This is a genomic window from Staphylococcus sp. HMSC34C02 (genome assembly GCF_001838705.1).
In the GTDB taxonomy this organism is placed as follows: domain Bacteria; phylum Bacillota; class Bacilli; order Staphylococcales; family Staphylococcaceae; genus Staphylococcus; species Staphylococcus borealis.
This window is the reverse complement of record NZ_KV838563.1, coordinates 1-18,728: the sequence shown is the minus strand read 5'-3', so window position 1 is coordinate 18,728 and position 18,728 is coordinate 1. Positions and strand designations below refer to the sequence as shown.

General features: G+C 34.4%; 22 protein-coding genes. All 22 read right to left on the bottom strand.

What is annotated here, in order from left to right; genetic code table 11:
* Positions 1-30: 30 nt before the first annotated feature.
* The gene (locus tag HMPREF3239_RS02335; protein ID WP_053031321.1) at positions 31-690 is read right to left on the bottom strand and encodes a 50S ribosomal protein L25/general stress protein Ctc; all 660 of its coding nucleotides are present in this window, start codon (positions 688-690) and stop codon (positions 31-33) included.
* A gap of 183 nt (positions 691-873) precedes the next feature.
* Positions 874-1,839, bottom strand: a complete 966-nt coding sequence (locus HMPREF3239_RS02330) for a ribose-phosphate diphosphokinase (RefSeq protein WP_070854576.1) — start codon at positions 1,837-1,839, stop codon at positions 874-876.
* Positions 1,840-1,950: 111 nt separating this feature from the next.
* Positions 1,951-3,306 (bottom strand): bifunctional UDP-N-acetylglucosamine diphosphorylase/glucosamine-1-phosphate N-acetyltransferase GlmU, encoded by a 1,356-nt coding sequence (glmU, locus tag HMPREF3239_RS02325; protein WP_070854575.1) that lies wholly within the window; start codon positions 3,304-3,306, stop codon positions 1,951-1,953.
* A gap of 211 nt (positions 3,307-3,517) precedes the next feature.
* The gene (spoVG, locus tag HMPREF3239_RS02320) at positions 3,518-3,820 is read right to left on the bottom strand and encodes a septation regulator SpoVG (protein ID WP_070854574.1); all 303 of its coding nucleotides are present in this window, start codon (positions 3,818-3,820) and stop codon (positions 3,518-3,520) included.
* A gap of 67 nt (positions 3,821-3,887) precedes the next feature.
* The gene (locus HMPREF3239_RS02315) at positions 3,888-4,268 is read right to left on the bottom strand and encodes a RidA family protein (protein WP_053031315.1); all 381 of its coding nucleotides are present in this window, start codon (positions 4,266-4,268) and stop codon (positions 3,888-3,890) included.
* Positions 4,269-4,284: 16 nt separating this feature from the next.
* On the bottom strand, positions 4,285-5,109 hold the full coding sequence (gene purR, locus HMPREF3239_RS02310) for a pur operon repressor (RefSeq protein WP_070854573.1): 825 nt from the start codon (positions 5,107-5,109) through the stop codon (positions 4,285-4,287).
* Positions 5,110-5,124: 15 nt separating this feature from the next.
* Positions 5,125-5,973 (bottom strand): 4-(cytidine 5'-diphospho)-2-C-methyl-D-erythritol kinase, encoded by an 849-nt coding sequence (gene ispE / locus HMPREF3239_RS02305; protein WP_053031311.1) that lies wholly within the window; start codon positions 5,971-5,973, stop codon positions 5,125-5,127.
* 311 nt (positions 5,974-6,284) lie between these two features.
* Positions 6,285-6,548 (bottom strand): biofilm formation stimulator Veg, encoded by a 264-nt coding sequence (gene veg / locus HMPREF3239_RS02300; protein WP_011276767.1) that lies wholly within the window; start codon positions 6,546-6,548, stop codon positions 6,285-6,287.
* 99 nt (positions 6,549-6,647) lie between these two features.
* Complete coding sequence (gene rsmA, locus HMPREF3239_RS02295; protein ID WP_070854572.1) at positions 6,648-7,538, bottom strand: 16S rRNA (adenine(1518)-N(6)/adenine(1519)-N(6))-dimethyltransferase RsmA; 891 nt, start codon at positions 7,536-7,538, stop codon at positions 6,648-6,650.
* A gap of 3 nt (positions 7,539-7,541) precedes the next feature.
* Positions 7,542-8,090 (bottom strand): ribonuclease M5, encoded by a 549-nt coding sequence (gene rnmV, locus HMPREF3239_RS02290; RefSeq protein ID WP_053031307.1) that lies wholly within the window; start codon positions 8,088-8,090, stop codon positions 7,542-7,544.
* 142 nt (positions 8,091-8,232) lie between these two features.
* A complete protein-coding gene (locus tag HMPREF3239_RS02285) occupies positions 8,233-9,003 on the bottom strand; it encodes a TatD family hydrolase (protein ID WP_053031305.1) in 771 nt (256 codons plus the stop codon).
* A 29-nt stretch (positions 9,004-9,032) separates the two neighbouring features.
* Positions 9,033-11,012, bottom strand: a complete 1,980-nt coding sequence (gene metG / locus HMPREF3239_RS02280) for a methionine--tRNA ligase (RefSeq protein ID WP_053031303.1) — start codon at positions 11,010-11,012, stop codon at positions 9,033-9,035.
* 250 nt (positions 11,013-11,262) lie between these two features.
* Positions 11,263-12,105, bottom strand: coding sequence for a 16S rRNA (cytidine(1402)-2'-O)-methyltransferase (rsmI, locus tag HMPREF3239_RS02275; protein WP_070854571.1), 843 nt, complete (start codon positions 12,103-12,105; stop codon positions 11,263-11,265).
* Positions 12,106-12,107: 2 nt separating this feature from the next.
* Positions 12,108-12,356, bottom strand: a complete 249-nt coding sequence (locus tag HMPREF3239_RS02270) for a GIY-YIG nuclease family protein (protein WP_053031299.1) — start codon at positions 12,354-12,356, stop codon at positions 12,108-12,110.
* Complete coding sequence (locus tag HMPREF3239_RS02265; RefSeq protein WP_070854570.1) at positions 12,349-13,074, bottom strand: tRNA1(Val) (adenine(37)-N6)-methyltransferase; 726 nt, start codon at positions 13,072-13,074, stop codon at positions 12,349-12,351. The genes HMPREF3239_RS02270 and HMPREF3239_RS02265 overlap by 8 nt, the downstream gene beginning before the upstream one ends.
* A 157-nt stretch (positions 13,075-13,231) precedes the next feature.
* Positions 13,232-13,630: a DNA replication initiation control protein YabA gene (gene yabA / locus HMPREF3239_RS02260; RefSeq protein ID WP_053031294.1), complete on the bottom strand. Its 399-nt coding sequence runs from the start codon at positions 13,628-13,630 to the stop codon at positions 13,232-13,234.
* A gap of 15 nt (positions 13,631-13,645) precedes the next feature.
* Positions 13,646-14,449, bottom strand: coding sequence for a PSP1 domain-containing protein (locus HMPREF3239_RS02255; protein ID WP_053031292.1), 804 nt, complete (start codon positions 14,447-14,449; stop codon positions 13,646-13,648).
* A 1-nt stretch (position 14,450) separates the two neighbouring features.
* Positions 14,451-15,377: a DNA polymerase III subunit delta' C-terminal domain-containing protein gene (locus HMPREF3239_RS02250; RefSeq protein ID WP_070854569.1), complete on the bottom strand. Its 927-nt coding sequence runs from the start codon at positions 15,375-15,377 to the stop codon at positions 14,451-14,453.
* A 276-nt stretch (positions 15,378-15,653) separates the two neighbouring features.
* Positions 15,654-15,983 (bottom strand): cyclic-di-AMP receptor, encoded by a 330-nt coding sequence (locus HMPREF3239_RS02245; protein ID WP_070854568.1) that lies wholly within the window; start codon positions 15,981-15,983, stop codon positions 15,654-15,656.
* A gap of 33 nt (positions 15,984-16,016) precedes the next feature.
* Positions 16,017-16,628: a dTMP kinase gene (tmk, locus tag HMPREF3239_RS02240; RefSeq protein WP_070854567.1), complete on the bottom strand. Its 612-nt coding sequence runs from the start codon at positions 16,626-16,628 to the stop codon at positions 16,017-16,019.
* Between the two features lies 1 nt (position 16,629).
* Positions 16,630-17,970 carry an aminotransferase class I/II-fold pyridoxal phosphate-dependent enzyme gene (locus HMPREF3239_RS02235; protein WP_070854566.1) on the bottom strand — a complete coding sequence of 447 codons (1,341 nt, stop codon included), beginning with the start codon at positions 17,968-17,970 and terminating at the stop codon, positions 16,630-16,632.
* A gap of 23 nt (positions 17,971-17,993) precedes the next feature.
* Entirely contained in the window at positions 17,994-18,527 is a 534-nt protein-coding gene (locus HMPREF3239_RS02230) for a GNAT family N-acetyltransferase (RefSeq protein WP_070854565.1), read from the bottom strand.
* Positions 18,528-18,728: the final 201 nt, after the last annotated feature.

The following is an 18,728-nucleotide window of genomic DNA, read 5'->3' as shown; positions in this document are numbered from 1 at the left end:
CCTAAATGATTAAAGATAACATTCAACGAATTATTCTTCGTCTTTGTTTTCTTCGTCATCTTCTTTGTCTTCACCAACTACTTCAGGTTCTTCAGTTGCTGATTCACCTTCCATAGCTTCAACTTCTTCTTCAGTAGGTTCATCAGTTGGAGGAACTACTGTTACAACAGATTCTTCTGGGTCATTTTCAATTGTGAAATCACCAGAAACTTTAATATCTGCAACTGAGTAGCTATCATTAACTTCTAATTCAGTAATGTCTACTTCAATTGATTCAGGGATATTTTCTGGAGTTGCTGTAATTTGTAAGTCGAATAATGGTTGTTCAACTACGCCGCCTTCTTTAGCGCCAACAGCTTCACCTACTAAGTGAACTGGTACGTCAACAGTACGTTCTTCAGTCATGTTGATTGCTAAGAAGTCGATGTGCGTAATTTGGTTTTTAAGTGGGTCGAATTGATAATCAGACACCATAACTTTAATTGTTTTAGAACCAACGCCTAAATCGATAACGCCGTTACGTCCTACTTCACGGATGATTTTGATGAATTCAACTTCATCAACTTTAACTGAAGTATTTTTAGTACCATAACCATAAACTACTGCAGGTACTTTACCTGTGTTACGTAATTTTTTAAGGTCAGAACGTGTTTGTTTACCTTGACGGATGATTGACTTTAATGAAGCCATTCGTATTTCCACCTTTCATTTTCAAGTCTAGATACTTATTATCGTGAGAATCTTAAGTTCTGGACTTCCCTTCACTTACCCATCAACTTTATAAGTTGCTTGCAAGTGTTTATTAGTTCGTAAAACCACGAACGAATGTATTATACACGCTTAAAATATATAAGTCAAACGCATTTGTAAACTTTAGTCAAATAATACACTGACTGATTCACGTTCATAAACGCGGATAATTGCTTGTGCTAATAAACCAGCAACGGATAATTCTTTTGTATTTGATGGCTTATGAGAGTCATCAAGTAAGATTGAGTTTGTAACGATTAATTCTTTAATTGCTGAATTTTCAATACGTTCTTTTGCAGGGCCTGATAACACTGGGTGTGTACAACATGCATAAACATCTTTAGCACCTTTATCTTTAAGCGCTTGTGCAGCTAATGTAATTGTTCCCGCTGTATCAATAATATCATCAATAATAATCGCAGTACGTCCTTCAATTTCACCAACAATATTCATTACTTCTGCCACGTTTGGTTTAGGACGACGTTTATCAATAATTGCAATCGGAGTTTTTAAAATGTCGGCAAGTTTACGTGCACGTGTTACACCACCATGGTCAGGTGATACGACAACACATTCTTCTGGGTCAATGTTAGGGTCGTTTTCAAAATGTTGACCAATGATAGGTACACCCATTAAGTGGTCGATTGGAATATCAAAGAATCCTTGAATTTGTGGTGCATGTAAATCTAAAGCAATCATGCGATTAGCGCCAGCTGTTTCAATTAAGTTCGCTACTAATTTAGCTGTAATAGGTTCACGGCTACGTGCTTTTCTATCTTGTCGTGCATAGCCATAGTATGGAACCACAATATTGATGTTAGCTGCTGATGCACGTTTACATGCATCGATCATAATCAATAGCTCCATCAAGTGTAAATTAACCGGATTTGAAGTTGGTTGGATAATGAAGACATCACATCCACGAATACTTTCTTCAATATTGATTTGAATTTCTCCATCACTGAAGCGTTTTACAGAACATTTCCCTAATTCAATCCCTACTCGATCAGCTACTTCTTGTGCTAATGGCTCGTTTCCTTTTAAAGAAAAAATCTTTAAAGATGAATTCTTGTATTCATTATTTAACATTTATAGTCCTCCAATTTTTAACTTAGACACTCTCATTATATAAAAAATCAATCGTTTTTACTATGTTCAACAAAAAATTGTAGAAAAGAGATACGAAATTTTATCAAAAACTTACTTTTTAAGATAGCCCTCTTTTGTGATTTGACGGGCACGCGCAAGCGCTAAACTTTCATTAGGTACGTTGTCCGTAATTGTAGATCCTGCAGCAATTAATACGCCATTACCTACAGTTACAGGTGCTACTAAGTTAGTATTACAACCAATAAATGCATCTTTACCAACAACCGTTTTGAATTTGTTTACACCATCATAATTTACAGTAATTGAACCACAACCAATATTCGTACGTTCACCGATTTCAGCATCTCCGATATAACTTAAATGAGATACTTTAGCACCATCTTTAAGGTCTGCTTTTTTCACTTCTACAAAGTTGCCGACTTTCACTTCTGAACCTAAGTTAGAACCCGGTCTTAATTGCGCAAATGGACCCACTTTTGTTTTATCACCCACAACAGCGTCATTAATCACTGATTGTTTGATATCAACATGTGCGCCAATACGACTATTGTTGATTTCAGAATATTGTCCAATAACAGTTTCTTCTCCAATTGTTGTGTCACCATTAATTCGCACACCAGGTTCAATAATTGTGTCCATACCAATCTTAACATCCGGACCAATAAATGTAGTTGTAGGGTCAATAATCGTTACACCATTTCTCATGTGCGCAATATTAATACGTTGTTGTAACGCTTTTTCAGCATTACTTAACATCACACGATCATTTACACCCATAATTTCATTAAAATCATCAGTATGATAGACTTCTGCAATACCTTCATCTTCTAAGATTAAAGTAATCACATCAGGCAAGTAATATTCTCCTTGCGCGTTGTCATTTTTAACTTCCGCTAATTTAGAAAAAAGCACTTGGTTATCGAATGCAAAAATACCTGAGCTAATTTCAGTTAATGCCTTTTCTTCTTTTGTCGCATCTTTTTCTTCAACGATACGTTGTAATCTGTGCGCCTCATCTCGAACAATACGACCGTAACCAAATGGAATTTGAGCAGTTGCTGATAATACTGTCGCTTGTGCATGCGTACTTTCATGATGCTCAATTAACTTCTGCAACGTATGTGCAGTGATAAGTGGTGTATCTCCACAAACAACTAATGTTGTGCCTTCCATATTTTCTAAATGCTCATTGGCCATCTTTACTGCGTGCGCTGTTCCCAATTGTTCTTCTTGATAACTATATAATGATTGATCTCCTAAAGTTGCTTTAACATCTTCAGCACCGTGACCAACGATTGTCACGATTTGGTTCACACCAGCATGCTTAACATTTGTTAACACATGTTCTACCATTGATTTCCCTGCAACTTCATGTAGTACTTTATATTTATTTGATTTCATTCTAGTACCTTTTCCAGCTGCTAATATTACCGCATTTCTTTGCATGAATGGTAACCCTCCAATAAATTTTACACTTCTAATTTATTATAATTTAACTCAAGTTCGAGTTTCAAGATTTAGAAGGTTTTATCATTTAGTCTATTTAAATTTTCAAAAATATGTATACACAACTTGAATACTTTAGCATACATTTCACAACTTAAAAAAGCAGGTTCAACACATTTAATGTTGAACCTGCTATGAATGTATGGTTTATTTAAGCTTCGTCTGAATCTTCTGATGAAGCGTTTTTATCTGGAATAACTTCATCTGTTTCGTCATATACTTTCATAACGGCATCTTGAATTTCTTGTCTCATATCAGAGTTAATTGGATACGCGATATCACGGAATTCACCATCTGGTGTACGTTTACTTGGCATTGCAACGAAAAGACCTGAGTTTCCTTCAATTACACGTAAATCATGAATTACAAAAGCTTCATCTAATGTAATTGAAACAAGTGCTTTCATTCTGCCATCTGTTTGTATTTTTCTAAGTCTAACATCTGTCACTTTCATGTAGTGAGCCCCCCTAGTATATATATCTTTGTTTGTTAGAAGCTTGACAATTCTCTAATCAAGGAAATTATATTCCTTTTACTTTACCTACAACTTCAATTTCAACTTTAACGTCTTTAGGTAAGCGTGCAACTTCAACACAACTACGTGCTGGTTGATGTTCGCTGAAATAACTACCATATACTTCGTTTATTTGTTGAAATTCATTCATATCGGAGATAAAGATGGTTGCTTTCACAACTGAGTTTAAATCCGAACCAGCTTCTTCAAGTACTACAGACAAATTGTCTAGCACTTGTTTTGTTTGTTCTTTCACATCATCACTGACAATATTCCCTTCAGTATCTAATGGGATTTGTCCAGATGTAAATACTAAATTATTCACAACCATAGCATGTGAGTATGGTCCTAAAGCTTCTGGTGCTTTGTTAGTGTTAATCATTTTCATGATGTAAAAACTCCTTTTAAGAAAATTTAGACAAACTATTGCCAGGTTCTACTTTAAATTCCTGATTATATTCATCTACATCAGATAATTTAACTAAAGAAGTATAATCCTCAATCAATCTTTGTTTAACTTCTTTTGATTCTACAAGTACAGATACCCCTTTAACGTGTGCCTTAAACTCATTCATCAGATTCATAACGCCATTAATTGAACCCCCTGCTCTCATAAAATCATCAACGACGAGTACATTAGAATTTTCAGCTAACGTACGTTTAGAAAGTACCATCGTTTCGATTTTACGAGAGGAGCCTGATACATAGTTAATCGATACAGTAGATCCCTCAGTAACTTTATTGTCTTTTCTAATTACTACTACAGGTAAATTTAATACGTTCGCTACCGCATTGGCAAGTGATATCCCTTTTGTAGCGATTGTCACAACCGCATCAAGGTCCTCTTCCATATAAATGCTAGCAATTAATTTGCCAACTTTATTAAGTAAAGAAGGGTTTCCGACTAAATCTGATAAGAACAGATAGCCACCCGGTAATAATCGTTCTTTCTCTTGAAGTAGCTCAATAATTTCATCAATAATCTCTGACGCCTCTTCTTTGCTCATCATCGGTTTATAGGTTACACCGCCACTAGCGCCTGTTGTCGTAATAACTGTACCTAATTTTTCTTTTTGGAAAGTATTTTTAATGATTTGAACATCTTCACTAATTGAAGATTTGGCTTGTTTGAATTTTTTCACAAAAAAAGTTAAAGGTACTAACTGATTTGGATGGTTCATTAAATACTGTGTCATAAAGACGATACGTTCACTTCTTTTATACCTCATTGTTGTTCAACCCTTCTATCCTAATAATCTAACTAAATACACTTCATTACAGCAGCCATTTACAGCATTATATAATTTTTTCGCTTGGCTTTCTTTTTGTGCAAGTCCATATACGGTCGGTCCACTGCCACTCATAAGCGCGCCATCTGCACCACACTGCAACATATTATTCTTTATTTTTCTAATTTCAGGATGCATTGACATCGACACTGGTTCTAAACGATTCGATAAACTTTGGCACAACTGTTGATAATTACCGTTAACAATCGCTTGTTCACACATTTCTGTATCAACATGATGTGTGTCATCCAAATCCAACGCCTTGAATACATCTGGAGATGATATACCTAAATTAGGCTTCGCCAACACAACCCAAGCTGAAGGAGGCTTTTTTAAGAAGCGTATCTTCTCACCTCTACCTTTGCATACTGCAGTTCTGTTATAAATACAAAATGGAATATCTGTCCCAATTTGAATACCCAACTCACTCAATTCATGTAGTGATTTATCTAAATTGAACAGACGATTAATGCCACGCATTGTAGCAGCTGCATCAGCCGATCCTCCTGCTAATCCGGCAGAAACAGGAATATCTTTATCTATAGTGATGGTTACACCTGCTTTTAAATCATACGTCTCCATCATCAATTGTGCTGCACGATAAGCTAAATTTTTATGATCGTTTGGAACATAGTTATGTTCAATATCAACAACAATTTTTTTATCTTTTCTTTTTTGAAAAGACAAGCGATCATTTAAATCAACAGTCGTCATAATCATCGCAATTTCATGATATCCGTCATTTCTTTTGAAAAGTGTATCGAGCGTCAAATTTATCTTGGCTGGTGCCGTTTCATATATCATTTTTCCGCCCTCTCTTCATCAATAGTAATAAGATGATTTTAACACAAAGACTAAAAATATTTGATAGATACATGACAAATTTATGTAAAATCTTAATAAAACAATCATTTTAATCTACTAATATACGTTTTCTGATGAAATTCTATTATTTTGAAGTAAAATGATTAAGATTGGACACATTTTGTTGTCCACATTCTAAACAACTTTTATGATGCTACAAAAAAAGAGCGTTGAACTTAATAAGCCCAACACCCAATACATTTCAATTATAGAGTTGAAGTACACTAAACCACTCTATATTTATGTCTAAATTAGTGTGCAACTACTTCTTGATGATTATCTTCTTCAAATGAAACTTGTACGTTCTCTGTAAGAACATCCGTATATGTATACGAAACTCTTTCGAAATTATGCTTATCTTGGTCTAATTCAACAACAAATACTGAAGGATATGTTTCTTTTAACACACCACAACGTTCGATTGTTTTTTTACGACCACCGTTGGCTTTTAGTACAATACGATTTCCTAAGTGACAATCAATAGAATTTTTGATGTCCAAAATTGATTTTGGCATATTGCTCCACCTCGCTACAAGTTACATAATACCATATTTCGAGGTGTTTTGTCAAACAAAATTTAAATTTTATCAATGTAGTCGCGCTTTGTCAACAATTTAATTTTCTAATTCTGGGAAATTTTTCTTTTCTTCATACAATCGTGCAAAATCTTGTATTGATAGCGTTTCTCCACGTCTTTTAGGATCAATACCTGTTTGTTCAAGCCATTTTAATATACTTTCTTTATGCTGCTTTCCATCTTTAAAGAAGTTCTGATAATTGTTGTTAATTGTTTTACGTCTTTGCGCAAACGCTGCTTTAGCTAATTTAAAGAACGCTTCTTCATTATCCACGTGAACGAGTGGCGTTTCTCTTTGCATTAATTTAACCACTATGGAGTCTACATTAGGTGGTGGCATAAATACAGATTTAGGCACAGTTAACACTTTACTTGTTTCAGTATAGTACTGTGTGACAATAGATAATGAGCCATACGATTTCGTTCCTACTTGCGCATTCAAACGTTCTCCCACTTCTTTTTGCATCATCACAACATAGCCATCAATCGGAATATCTTGTTGCATTAAGTTCAGTAGAATTGGTGTTGTTATATAATATGGCAGATTAGCTACGACCATGATTTTGTCACAATCATTTAGATATGTTTCAACCGCTTTAGCAATGTCTGCTTTCAATATATCCTCGTTAATAATCGTAATATTGTCATAAGGCGCTAACGTTTCTTTTAAAACTGGTATCAGTCGTTGGTCTATTTCAAATGACATCACTTTTTTAGCACGCTTCGCTAATTGTTCTGTTAAAGACCCCATACCAGGTCCCACTTCAATCACACCTGTATGATCATCAATTTGACTCGCATCTATAATTTTATGAATGATATTAACATCTACTAAGAAGTTTTGTCCTAAACTTTTTTTAAAGTTAAATCCAAATTGATCTAACAACGCTCGCGTTCGTGAAGGTGTCGCAATATCTTTTCTCTCCACCTTTTATTCACTCTCCTTTTCCATAGATAATGCTTCGCGCACATCTGCTTCTGTATAACCAAATGCATTAAGTTTCTTCAATAATTGCTTACCGTTTGAATGTCCAATGTGTAACTTACGACCTAATATGTCTCTTCTACGACGTGCATCTTTGCCGATGATTAAACCTAAATCAATCAGCACACTTTTGTCAATTGACTCTTCCGCTTCTTCAAAAGGAGAGCTGACATGCATTAAGGCATCTCTAATATCTTGGGGATCTGCATGTTCAACGCCAATTTTACCACGCTTATTTTTAGCCTTCTCTCGATCTAAATACGCATGTTTAACGCCTGAAACATGTTCTGTAATCGTGTGTCGTATTTTATCACCTGGAAAGTCAGGGTCCGTTAATACAATCACCCCTCTTGTTTCTTGTGCATTTTGGATGACTGCTAACGTTTCTTTATTAATGGCACTACCATTTGTTTCAATCGTGTCACATTCAACAGCCGACTTTACACGTTCTGTATCATCTCTACCTTCTACGACGATAAATTCATTGATTTTCATAATAAAAATCCTTACCTTTCAAATTCATTTCACATATATTATAACTGCTCATCATATAAAAAATGAGAAAGATGCCGTGTGTCATGTTGCTAAAATCATACCATGACAGACACGGTTTAACATCTTTCTCAGACATATCATATTATTTTAATTTAAATAAACGTTCAGCATTTTCGGTAGTCTGACGACATACATCTTCATATGTCATTCCACGTAATTCAGCAATTTGTTGTGCAACTAAAGTCACACGTTCAGGTTCATTACGTTTACCTCTGTAAGGATGAGGTGAAAGATAAGGCGCATCTGTTTCAACTAATAATCTATCCATAGGTACATGTTTTGCGACCTCTTTAGGTTGCTTAGCATTCTTAAACGTAACTGGCCCACCTAAAGAAATATGGAAATTTAATTTATTAATAACCACATCTGCGATTTCAGGAGAACCACTAAAGCTATGCATAATGCCGCCTACTTCTTCAGCATGCTCTTCCATCAATATATCGACACAATCTTGCGTCGCTTCACGATTGTGAATAATAATAGGCAAGTTTACCCTTTTAGCGAGCGCAATTTGCTTTCTAAACACATCTTTTTGAACATCCGCTGGAGATTTATCCCAATGATAGTCTAATCCCATTTCTCCTATACCAATGACTTTAGGATGTTGTGCTAATTGTTCAATCCATTGTAAACGTTCATCTGTGAAATCAATAGCATCAACAGGGTGCCAACCAATAATGCCATAAATAAAATCATATTCATCTATTAATGTCATCGCACGTTCAATTGTCGGTGTATCAAAACCAACAACAAACATACGGTCAACACCTGCTTCTCTCGCACGAGAAATGACTTCAGTTAAATCTTCTGCATATTGTTCATCATTTAAATGGACATGTGTATCGATTAACATTTTATCTCTCCTCATTTTACACTTTATTACTATTTAATAACTGCACCATTTGGAATTGCACTTGGCAAGCTAACTAATGTTAAAACACCGTCTTTTTCAGCTGATAAAATCATTCCTTCAGATTTTTGGCCCATTAATTTTGCTGGTTTTAAGTTTGTAACTACTGCTACTTTTTTACCAATAATATCTTCTGGACGATAGAATTTAGCAATACCAGAAACAATTTGTCGTTGTTCTGAGCCTAAATCGATTTGAATTTTTAGTAATTTATCAGATTTTGGAACATTTTCAGCATCTGTAATAGTTGCCGCTTTAATTTCAACTTTGTCGAAATCTTTAATATCAATTTGTGCTTTACTTGGTACTTCCGCTTCTTCTTTAGATTCTTCAGATTTTGGAGGTTGCATAGATTCTTTAATATATGCTATTTCCGCATCAGTATCTAAACGTGGGAAAATTGGTGTTGGTTTCTCAGTTACCATAATAGGTTGTTTCAATGCACCGTATTGCTCAAGGCTTTCTAATTCAAACAATTCAGGTTCATTAATATTTAATTGGTTGAAGATTTCTTTAGGTGCATGTGTTAAGAATGGACGTAATAACACTGCAGCATATCGAATATTTTCAACTAAATGTGCCATAACGTTACCAAGCATATCCTTTTGAGTTTCATCTTTAGCTAATACCCATGGTGTCGTCTCATCAATATATTTATTCGTACGACTAATCAATTTCCATACCGTTGATAATGCCACAGAGAATTGGAAACTTTCCATACTTTCATTGAAGTGTTTCACTGTTTCAAGTGCCATTGCTTCCATATCTTCGTCTAACTCGTGTTTTGGTCCTTCGTAAGCAGGTAATTCACCTTGGAAGTACTTATTGATCATAGAAATCGTACGATTCACTAAGTTACCTAAATCGTTCGCTAAATCATAGTTTGTACGCTCTACAAAAGCTTCAGGTGTGAACACACCATCTGAACCAAATGGTAATTCGCGCATTAAATAGTAGCGTGTTGCATCTAAACCATAGCGGTCGATTAATACGTTTGGATCGACAACGTTACCTTTAGATTTACTCATTTTACCGTCTTTCATCAAAATCCAACCATGTGCAAATACCTTTTTAGGAAGTGGTAGGTCTAACGCCATTAATAAAATCGGCCAAATAATTGAGTGGAAACGTACAATTTCCTTTGCCATTAAATGTACATCTGCTGGCCAGTATTTTTGGAATAATGCATCGTCATCTGATAGATAACCTAATGAAGAAATATAGTTTACGAGTGCATCAATCCATACGTATACAACGTGTTTAGGATTTGATGGAACTCTAACACCCCAGTCAAATGATGTACGTGATACGGCTAAGTCTTCTAAACCTGGTTTAATAAAGTTATTAATCATTTCATTCTTTCTTGAAGGTGGTTGAATGAAATCTGGATTAGCATCATAAAACGCTAATAATTTATCTGTATATTTATTAATATTAAAGAAATAACTTTCTTCTTTAACTAATTCAACTTCATGACCAGAATCCGGGCTTTTACCCCCAACGATTTTGCCATTTTCATATACAGGTTCTACTAATTGTGACTCAGTATAGTATGTTTCATCAGGTACCGAATACCATCCTTCATACTCACCAAGGTAAATGTCACCTTGTTTCAAAAGACGCTCAAATACTTTTTCAACTACTTGTTTATGACGTTCTTCTGTCGTACGAATGAAGTCATCATTAGAGATTTCTAGTTTACTCCAAAGCTTTTTAATACCACTGATCATTTCGTCTAAATACTCTAATTCAGTTTTACCTGCTTTTTGGGCTTTTTCTTGAATTTTTTGGCCATGTTCATCTGTACCAGTAAGGTAACGAACATCATAACCTTGCATACGTTTGTAACGTGAAATCACATCACCTGCTACCGTTGAATATGCATGACCGATATGTAAATTACCACTTGGATAATAAATTGGGGTTGTAATATAAAATGTTTCTTTCGCCATCAATAGTCCTCCTCATCATTTACAAAATAATACTATATACTTACGATTTGTTTTTATACATTTTGATACTTAAACGCATCACGATATTCCTTTAATATTTAGTTATTTATCATTATAACGCATATCCATTTTCTAGTGTCGTATCCTATTAACATTACCATAAATTCATTAATTTATGGGTGATTTCTAAGATTTTCATAGCCTAATTCCCTTGAAAAAATAATCAACCGATGTGTCTAATTTTGCTACATCATTCGTTAACATTGTGGTATATGTCATAAACCTCTCCAGTTTTCATATGACGGTCTTCCGCAACTAACTTAATTGCTTTTTTAGGCTTGATCTTTTGTTCTGACATATAATGTTCAACATGTTCAGATATAGTCAATGATTCAAACCATTGTTCAGTTTCAAGAGGCTTAGCGCCCTCAATCAAAATAACAAATTCACCTTTTTGCATAATTTCATCTTGTTGAAATGCGTGTAATAAGTGTTCAACATCTTGCATGACAATTTGTTCGAACTTTTTCGTTAATTCACGACCAACTGCAACGCGTCTAGTCGCATCAATTTTCGCAATGGCTTTTAATGTTTCAACTACTCGGAAAGGAGATTCATAAATAATTAAAGTGCTGTCTTGATACATTCTTTCCTGTAATATCACGATCTTTTCTTTTTCTTTTCTAGGTAAAAAGCCTAAAAAAGTATACGTATAAGATGGTAAGCCACTTGCCATCAACGCAGTTAATCCAGCGTTAGGTCCAGGTACCGTTTCGACATGAATATCATGATTATGGGCAGCAACTACTAATTCATAACCTGGATCACTTATTAAAGGTAAACCTGCATCAGACACTAATGCAACATTGTACCCTTCATTTAATAGATCAATTAAATATGTCGTTTGTTGCGTTTTATTATGTTCATGATACGATTTTAAATGGGTTTGAATATCATAATGATTGCAAAGCTTTTTAGTCACTCGTGTGTCTTCGCAAGCTATGAAATCAACATGATTCAAAGTTTCAATTGCCCGAAAAGTAATATCACCTAGGTTACCAATAGGCGTCCCTACTAGATATAATGTCGCCATGTTTAACGCTCCCCAATCATTTTTAATTTTTGTTGTCTTGTAAATGTTTTAATTTCATATTCTCTGCGCATGGCTTCTGATTTTGAATCAAACATTTCTTGATAAACTAACACTACCGGGCGTCTTACTTTTGTATATTTAGCACCTTTTCCTGCATTATGCGTCGCAATACGTGCTTCTACATTTGTAGTATAACCTGTATATAATGAATCATCTTTGCATTTAACAATGTATACATAATGCTTAGCCATAATATACCTCTTTCATCTCATCAGTATAGTCACCCTGGTTGTTATAGATGTAAAAAGGTGGTGCAATGGTTAACCCTTGATTACCATTCTTACGTCCCTCTACCACTATCGTAACAGCTGATTTGTCTATTTTACTATAAATAAATACTACACGTTTTGGTTCTATACTCGCGTTACGCATTTCGGTTAAGACATCCATCAACCTTTCAGCTCGATGAACCATCATGAGTCGGCCACCTTGCTTTAATAAATGACGTGCCGCCATCATGCAATCCTCTAATGTACACTTAACCTCATGTCTTGCTATTTTATGCGCTTCCTTTTGATGCTGATTGCGTTGATTCGCTTTAAAGTAGGGTGGATTACACGTAACTAATGTATACTGCGATGGTTTGAAATTTTGATACACTTCTTTTAAATCCATATGATGCATTAGCAATCGATCGTTTAAACGATTAAATTCGAAACTGCGACGCGCCATATCAACGAGCTGTTCTTGTATCTCAATACTCTCTATAGGTTGGGAGCCCTTAGCGGATAACAAGAGTGCAATCACACCATTTCCAGCACATAAATCTAGTATTTTATCATTTTTTCTAACTTCAGTAAAATGCCCCAACAATAATGCATCAGTTGAAAATGAAAACACATCGTCATTTTGAATAATTTTCAAATTTTCCTTAAATAAGTCATCAATACGCTCATTAACTTTTAACATGGTCTGTTTTCTCCTAAAAAAGAGATGTCTTTGCAACACATCAATATATTTCAAAGTGTTGAAATCCATCCCTCATCATTAACGTACGTTTTAAGCAATTACAATGTATCTTAACAACGTACCTTCAAGCCATTAGCACTAAACGTATGCCAAAGGTCTAACTATTTAACACATTCATACATAGTAAACAATCTTCACCATAGCGATGCTTACCAAATAGTTCTCCATTACAAATGTGGAAGCCTTCACTATATAATACGGCGAGATTATCCTTACTTGGTAATGGTTTCTTTACATGTTTAATTGAACTTTTATTATCTTTTTCCTTACTCACTGGTTTGTTGTCTTTTTCAACACGGCTAGCAACTTTGACCGCTTCAACGTCTTGTTCGCTCTTAGCCATTAATGATTTTAAGTTATCATTTTCAACTTGTAATGCAACATTTTCTTCAATAAGTTGGATAGATAATGCTTTCAATTCACTCATTTCTTGATTTAATTGATTAACATTACTTTCAAGTCTTACAACTTTTTCAAATAGGTCATTGCGGTTCAAAAGTAACGTGCCTCCTTAATTAAAAGCTTCTAATTCTTCCATTTTATATTCTAATGGTTGTTCTAAACCATCGATTTTAACTTGCATTGAGATGTCTAAAATATTTAATCCGATAACTTGTCCCTTACCTTCAGGTGTCACAATCTTATCACCTAAATCAGGCAATTGTGCTCTTGCTTCTTCATAGAAATCATTTTCATATTTTAAGCAACACATTAATCGACCACAAGCACCGGAAATTTTAGTTGGATTTAAAGATAAGTTTTGGTCTTTAGCCATCTTGATTGAAACCGGTTCAAAATCCCCTAAGAACGTTGCACAACATAGCGAACGTCCACATGGACCGATACCACCTAATAATTTCGCTTCATCTCGAACACCAATTTGTCTTAACTCAATACGCGTTTTTAAATTTTGAGCTAAATGTTTCACGAGTTTACGGAAATCAATGCGATCATCTGCTGTAAAATTAAAAATCACTTTTGATTTATCTAATGTATATTCGCAATTAACTAATCGCATATCCAACTGTTGTTCTTTAACTAAGTCTTTACATAACTGTAATGCATCGGTTGCATCTCTATCATTTTGATAATATGTTTCGATATCTTGATCAGTAGCAACACGTATAATTTCTTTTAAAGGTAATGTAACATCACCATCTTCAACGTCTTTAGGCGGGAACTTAACACTCCCAATTTCAATGCCACGTTTAGATTCGACAACAACCCAATCATTCACATTTACGTCTAAATCTTTAGGCGCATAATATTCCAATTTCCCAGCTTTTTGAAATTGGACACCTACGATATTTGGCATTCTAACTCACACCTTTGATTACTATTTGTTCAAATACAAGCGTCGGATTAACATTTTGCATTAATTTTTTGTGCGCTTCTGTAATTTGATCGTACATGATAATAATTTGATTTAACGATAACTGGCTCGCATATTTTTCTATGTTACCTTTTAAATCTGAGTATATAAAATGATGATCAATCCCTATTTTGGCATGCATAATATCTTCAAAAAATGCATTTACCGCTGCTAACGTTAGAGATTGTAACTTTCTGTTTTTAGCATGTTTTAATAATTCTATTATTCCTATTAACGCCATAGGTTTATTTGTTAATAATAACTCACACCAATGTAAGATTACTTTCCTAAGTGCGACTAAATCATGTTCTTCATTTAAACCTTTAGCTGTTTCGAGTTGGGTAGTATAGCTACTTAACATTTCCGCTACAGCTCTATTGATATCTTCTTCAACTAATCTATCTATAAAGTGCTGTTTATCACTTGGTTTAAAATAAACATGCTGACAACGTGAATGAATTGTATTGAGAATTTGTTCTGGCTTCGTTGATAGCAAAATGGCTATCGTATTCTCAGGAGGCTCTTCTAAAAATTTTAATATACTATTTTCCCCTTGAACAGTAAGCTTTTCAAAGTCCTCAATAATATAAACTTTATGTGTGCCTTCAATTGGTAATTGATTCATTCGATGAACCAATTGTTCAATTTGTTCTTTCTTAATTGAATTCTCCTCAGATGACACATACATGAAGTCTGGTTGGTTGAACGTTTCTACTTTCATTTCACATTGTTGATTCCCATTACATAGAATAAGTTTTGCAAATTCCATCGCGACGTGCTTCATTGATTGAGCATCATCACCTTCAAACAAATAGGCGTGCGATAGTTTATTTGAATGATACGCATTCGCTAATTTTTGTTGTTCATCCATGCTTGCTTACTCCTTATTCAACTTTATAATATAAAAAGAGGTTAGGACCAAAGCATTTAGAATTTAGGCAAACTCACTGATAAGCAACATTATGACTCAAATTTTGTCGAATCACGCTTCTCTACAACGTAACATGTTGCAAATGAGTTTACTAAACCTGCCTTTAAACACCATGCATTAGTGTCCCAGAGCATAAGCCGTTTTGTCCCAACCTCGAATATTGTATATTCATCTAAGGTGTCTTAATTTCATTTTCATTGTTTTAAAATTTATTTATTAAAATCTATGGAATGATTCGACTGGCATTACAAATACTGTAGCGCCTCCCACTTCCACTTCAACAGGATAAGGTATGTATGAATCTGCACTACCACCCATTGGTGTCATTGGTGAAACAAGTTGATCTCTATTACCACAAGTATGATCGATAACTGCTAAAATATCATCTACACGATCATCATCTACACCACATAAGAAAGTAGTGTTACCGGCTCTTAAAAATCCACCAGTCGTTGCTAATTTTGTAGCTCTAAAGTTATTTTTTACGAGTTGGTCTGAAAGTTCCTGACTATCCTGATCTTGAACGATCGCTATAATCATTTTCATCTTAAAACACCTCTTCTAGTTATTATATCATAATTATTTTAAAAAATTTAAGATTATCTCATAAGTTTCATTGACTACATCATCAATATGACGTGTCGCATCTACTACTGCGAAACGTTCAGGTGTTTCTTGAATGATTTGTCGATATCCTTCAATCACCTTCTCGTGAAACGCAATATCTTCTTTATCAAGTCGATTCTGATCTCGTTGGTTTTTGAGAATTCTATCTCTACCCACTTCAGCCGTAATGTCTAAATAAACCGTTAAATCTGGATAAAGTCCATTAATTGCAAAGTCATTTAATTGTTTCACTTCTTCAATACCTATACCCCTTGCATAACCTTGATATGCAAGAGAACTATCAATATATCTATCACATAAGACAATTTTATCATCTTTCAACGCAGGCACAACTTTTTCTACTAGATGCTCTCTTCTTGATGCAGCAAATAGCATTGCTTCCGTGCGAATATCCATATTTGCACCTTCCAATACCACCTTACGTATTTCTTCACCAGTTGGCACACCACCTGGTTCTCTAGTAGCAATTAATTGATAATCCTGTGCTAACTTTTCAGACACACGTTGCAATACAGTTGTCTTACCTGAACCCTCAGGACCCTCAAACGTTATAAATGCCGACATTTCATTCATCCTTAACTAATATTTTTTCATTTTTTATACCTTCAACTTTATCACCTTTTTGAAGGTATTCTCGCATTAATTTTATCATATTTCGGGTTATTCTTTCCCCTTTTAAACAAACAGGAATTCCCGGTGGGTACGGTATAATATGCGCTGCTAAAATGCTATGCTCAGCATGATCAATATGCATCCATGTTACCTCACCATTCTCACTAGGGAAATACTTACCTTCATCGACTGGAAGTTGAATCGACGACATTGGTTTATGTGTTGACCGTACTGGCAAGTTCAAATAAGTGATCTTGTTTAATAATGCTTCGAATGGATACGTATCATCTTCATGCCATAGTGGCAACACAAGCAACACTTGCTTATCATCAGCTAATTCAACATATATACCTAATTTTTCAAACCATGTTTGTATTTCAAACCCAGAATATCCCGGATATTGAATTAATAATTTTAAAGGATCACTCACACAGACTGTAGTTAAGCCAGTCTTATTTAATGTATCTATAAGTTGCTTTCTTTTTTCCAGAAATATGGAACTATCATAATCAACATAAAATTGGTGTGCGAGTTCAAGGCTAGCCATAACTAAATACGATGGACTTGACGTTTGAAAATACCCTAAATATCGAACTATTTCATCTTTTAACGGGGCATTTTTATGAATAAATAATATGGAACCCATCGTGAGCGCAGGCAACGTTTTATGATAAGACTGCACCACATAATCCGCACCACTTTCTAGCGCCGACTTAGGAAAATGGTCTAAGTTAAAATGGGCACCATGGGCTTCATCAACTAATACTGGGATTGCTTCACTATGTGCCCTATCAACAAATTCATTAATATCAAAACATTCACCATAATAATTTGGATATGTGACAATTGCTAACTTTTGATGATTAAACTTCATATTATGTACGTCTGGACCTAAGTATTGATCACTATCCCTACTTTTAGTCATCGCAAGTATATCCGCAGGTTGTTGTACAATATCTAAGCCGTGAAAGACGGACTTGTGAACATTACGACTAATTAAATAGTCCCCGTTTCTTTTTGAAAAGGATTGTATCACTGATAAAATACCTGATGTTGTACCATTAATTAAGAAATAGGCATTATAGTCTGGATGTTTACGACAATGCTGCATACTTTGCAATATGATATCTTCAGGGTGATGTAAATCATCTAAACCAGTAATTTCGGTCATATCCATTTTAAAGTCTAAATTTTTTATACGGCCAATTGTCCCATTTTTATGACCAGGTACGTGTAATGAAATAGCCTTTTCATTAACCAATTGAGATAATTTTTCAAAAATTGGAAGTTCCATACTATACACACTTTCTAACAGATTTAGCGCACTTGCGATAAATCATCATCGCCATTACGTTGCTCAATCCACTTCGTTTTTAATAACCCCATAACATAAGAATCTTTGTACTTCCCTTGTGTATAAAAGTGTTCTTTTAATTCACCTTCAATAGTAAAGCCTGCCTTTTTATATATGTGCACGGCTTTTTCATTATTCACATCTACATAGAGATATACTTTATTCAAGTTCAAGACTAAAAAGGCATAATCAATCGCCATTTTAAATGCTTTTTTAGCATATCCTTTATTACCATATTGACTGTCTATAATAATTTGAATTTCACAATTTCTATGTACAAAATTGATTTCTACTAGCTCTACTACACCAATAGATGTTTGGTTATCTTCAATAATAAATCGTCTTTCTGATTCATCTAAAATGTGTTTTTGATACAACGTTTTTAATTCATTTAATGACTCATATGGCTCTTCAAACCAATAAGACATAATCGTATATTCATTATTTAGATGATGTACAAATTGTAAATCTGTTTCTTCTAATGCTCTAATTATCATTTTTAGCACTCCTTTAATTACAGTTTATGCAAGTAAATTAATGAAGTAAAGCAACTCAATTATTTTATTTGTCGAATATTTTATTTCAGAATATAAAGCTGAAATTTAAGGTCTTTTAATTTTAAGCATAAAAAAAGAGACCTTTCGATCTCGATATCAGCTCATCACATCCATACGATTTGCCTGGCAACGTCCTACTCT

Coding starts and splice junctions, on each gene's coding strand:
- HMPREF3239_RS02335 (WP_053031321.1), bottom strand. CDS start 690: ATGGCTTCATTAAAGTCAATCATCCGTCAAGGTAAACAAACACGTTCT.
- HMPREF3239_RS02330 (WP_070854576.1), bottom strand. CDS start 1,839: ATGTTAAATAATGAATACAAGAATTCATCTTTAAAGATTTTTTCTTTA.
- glmU (WP_070854575.1), bottom strand. CDS start 3,306: ATGCAAAGAAATGCGGTAATATTAGCAGCTGGAAAAGGTACTAGAATG.
- spoVG (WP_070854574.1), bottom strand. CDS start 3,820: ATGAAAGTGACAGATGTTAGACTTAGAAAAATACAAACAGATGGCAGA.
- HMPREF3239_RS02315 (WP_053031315.1), bottom strand. CDS start 4,268: ATGAAAATGATTAACACTAACAAAGCACCAGAAGCTTTAGGACCATAC.
- purR (WP_070854573.1), bottom strand. CDS start 5,109: ATGAGGTATAAAAGAAGTGAACGTATCGTCTTTATGACACAGTATTTA.
- ispE (WP_053031311.1), bottom strand. CDS start 5,973: ATGATATATGAAACGGCACCAGCCAAGATAAATTTGACGCTCGATACA.
- veg (WP_011276767.1), bottom strand. CDS start 6,548: ATGCCAAAATCAATTTTGGACATCAAAAATTCTATTGATTGTCACTTA.
- rnmV (WP_053031307.1), bottom strand. CDS start 8,090: ATGAAAATCAATGAATTTATCGTCGTAGAAGGTAGAGATGATACAGAA.
- HMPREF3239_RS02285 (WP_053031305.1), bottom strand. CDS start 9,003: ATGTTAATCGATACACATGTCCATTTAAATGATGAACAATATGCAGAA.
- metG (WP_053031303.1), bottom strand. CDS start 11,012: ATGGCGAAAGAAACATTTTATATTACAACCCCAATTTATTATCCAAGT.
- rsmI (WP_070854571.1), bottom strand. CDS start 12,105: ATGGCGACATTATATCTAGTAGGGACGCCTATTGGTAACCTAGGTGAT.
- HMPREF3239_RS02270 (WP_053031299.1), bottom strand. CDS start 12,356: ATGGCTAAGCATTATGTATACATTGTTAAATGCAAAGATGATTCATTA.
- HMPREF3239_RS02265 (WP_070854570.1), bottom strand. CDS start 13,074: ATGTTAAAAGTTAATGAGCGTATTGATGACTTATTTAAGGAAAATTTG.
- HMPREF3239_RS02255 (WP_053031292.1), bottom strand. CDS start 14,449: ATGCCAAATATCGTAGGTGTCCAATTTCAAAAAGCTGGGAAATTGGAA.
- HMPREF3239_RS02250 (WP_070854569.1), bottom strand. CDS start 15,377: ATGGATGAACAACAAAAATTAGCGAATGCGTATCATTCAAATAAACTA.
- HMPREF3239_RS02245 (WP_070854568.1), bottom strand. CDS start 15,983: ATGAAAATGATTATAGCGATCGTTCAAGATCAGGATAGTCAGGAACTT.
- tmk (WP_070854567.1), bottom strand. CDS start 16,628: ATGTCGGCATTTATAACGTTTGAGGGTCCTGAGGGTTCAGGTAAGACA.
- HMPREF3239_RS02235 (WP_070854566.1), bottom strand. CDS start 17,970: ATGGAACTTCCAATTTTTGAAAAATTATCTCAATTGGTTAATGAAAAG.
- HMPREF3239_RS02230 (WP_070854565.1), bottom strand. CDS start 18,527: ATGATAATTAGAGCATTAGAAGAAACAGATTTACAATTTGTACATCAT.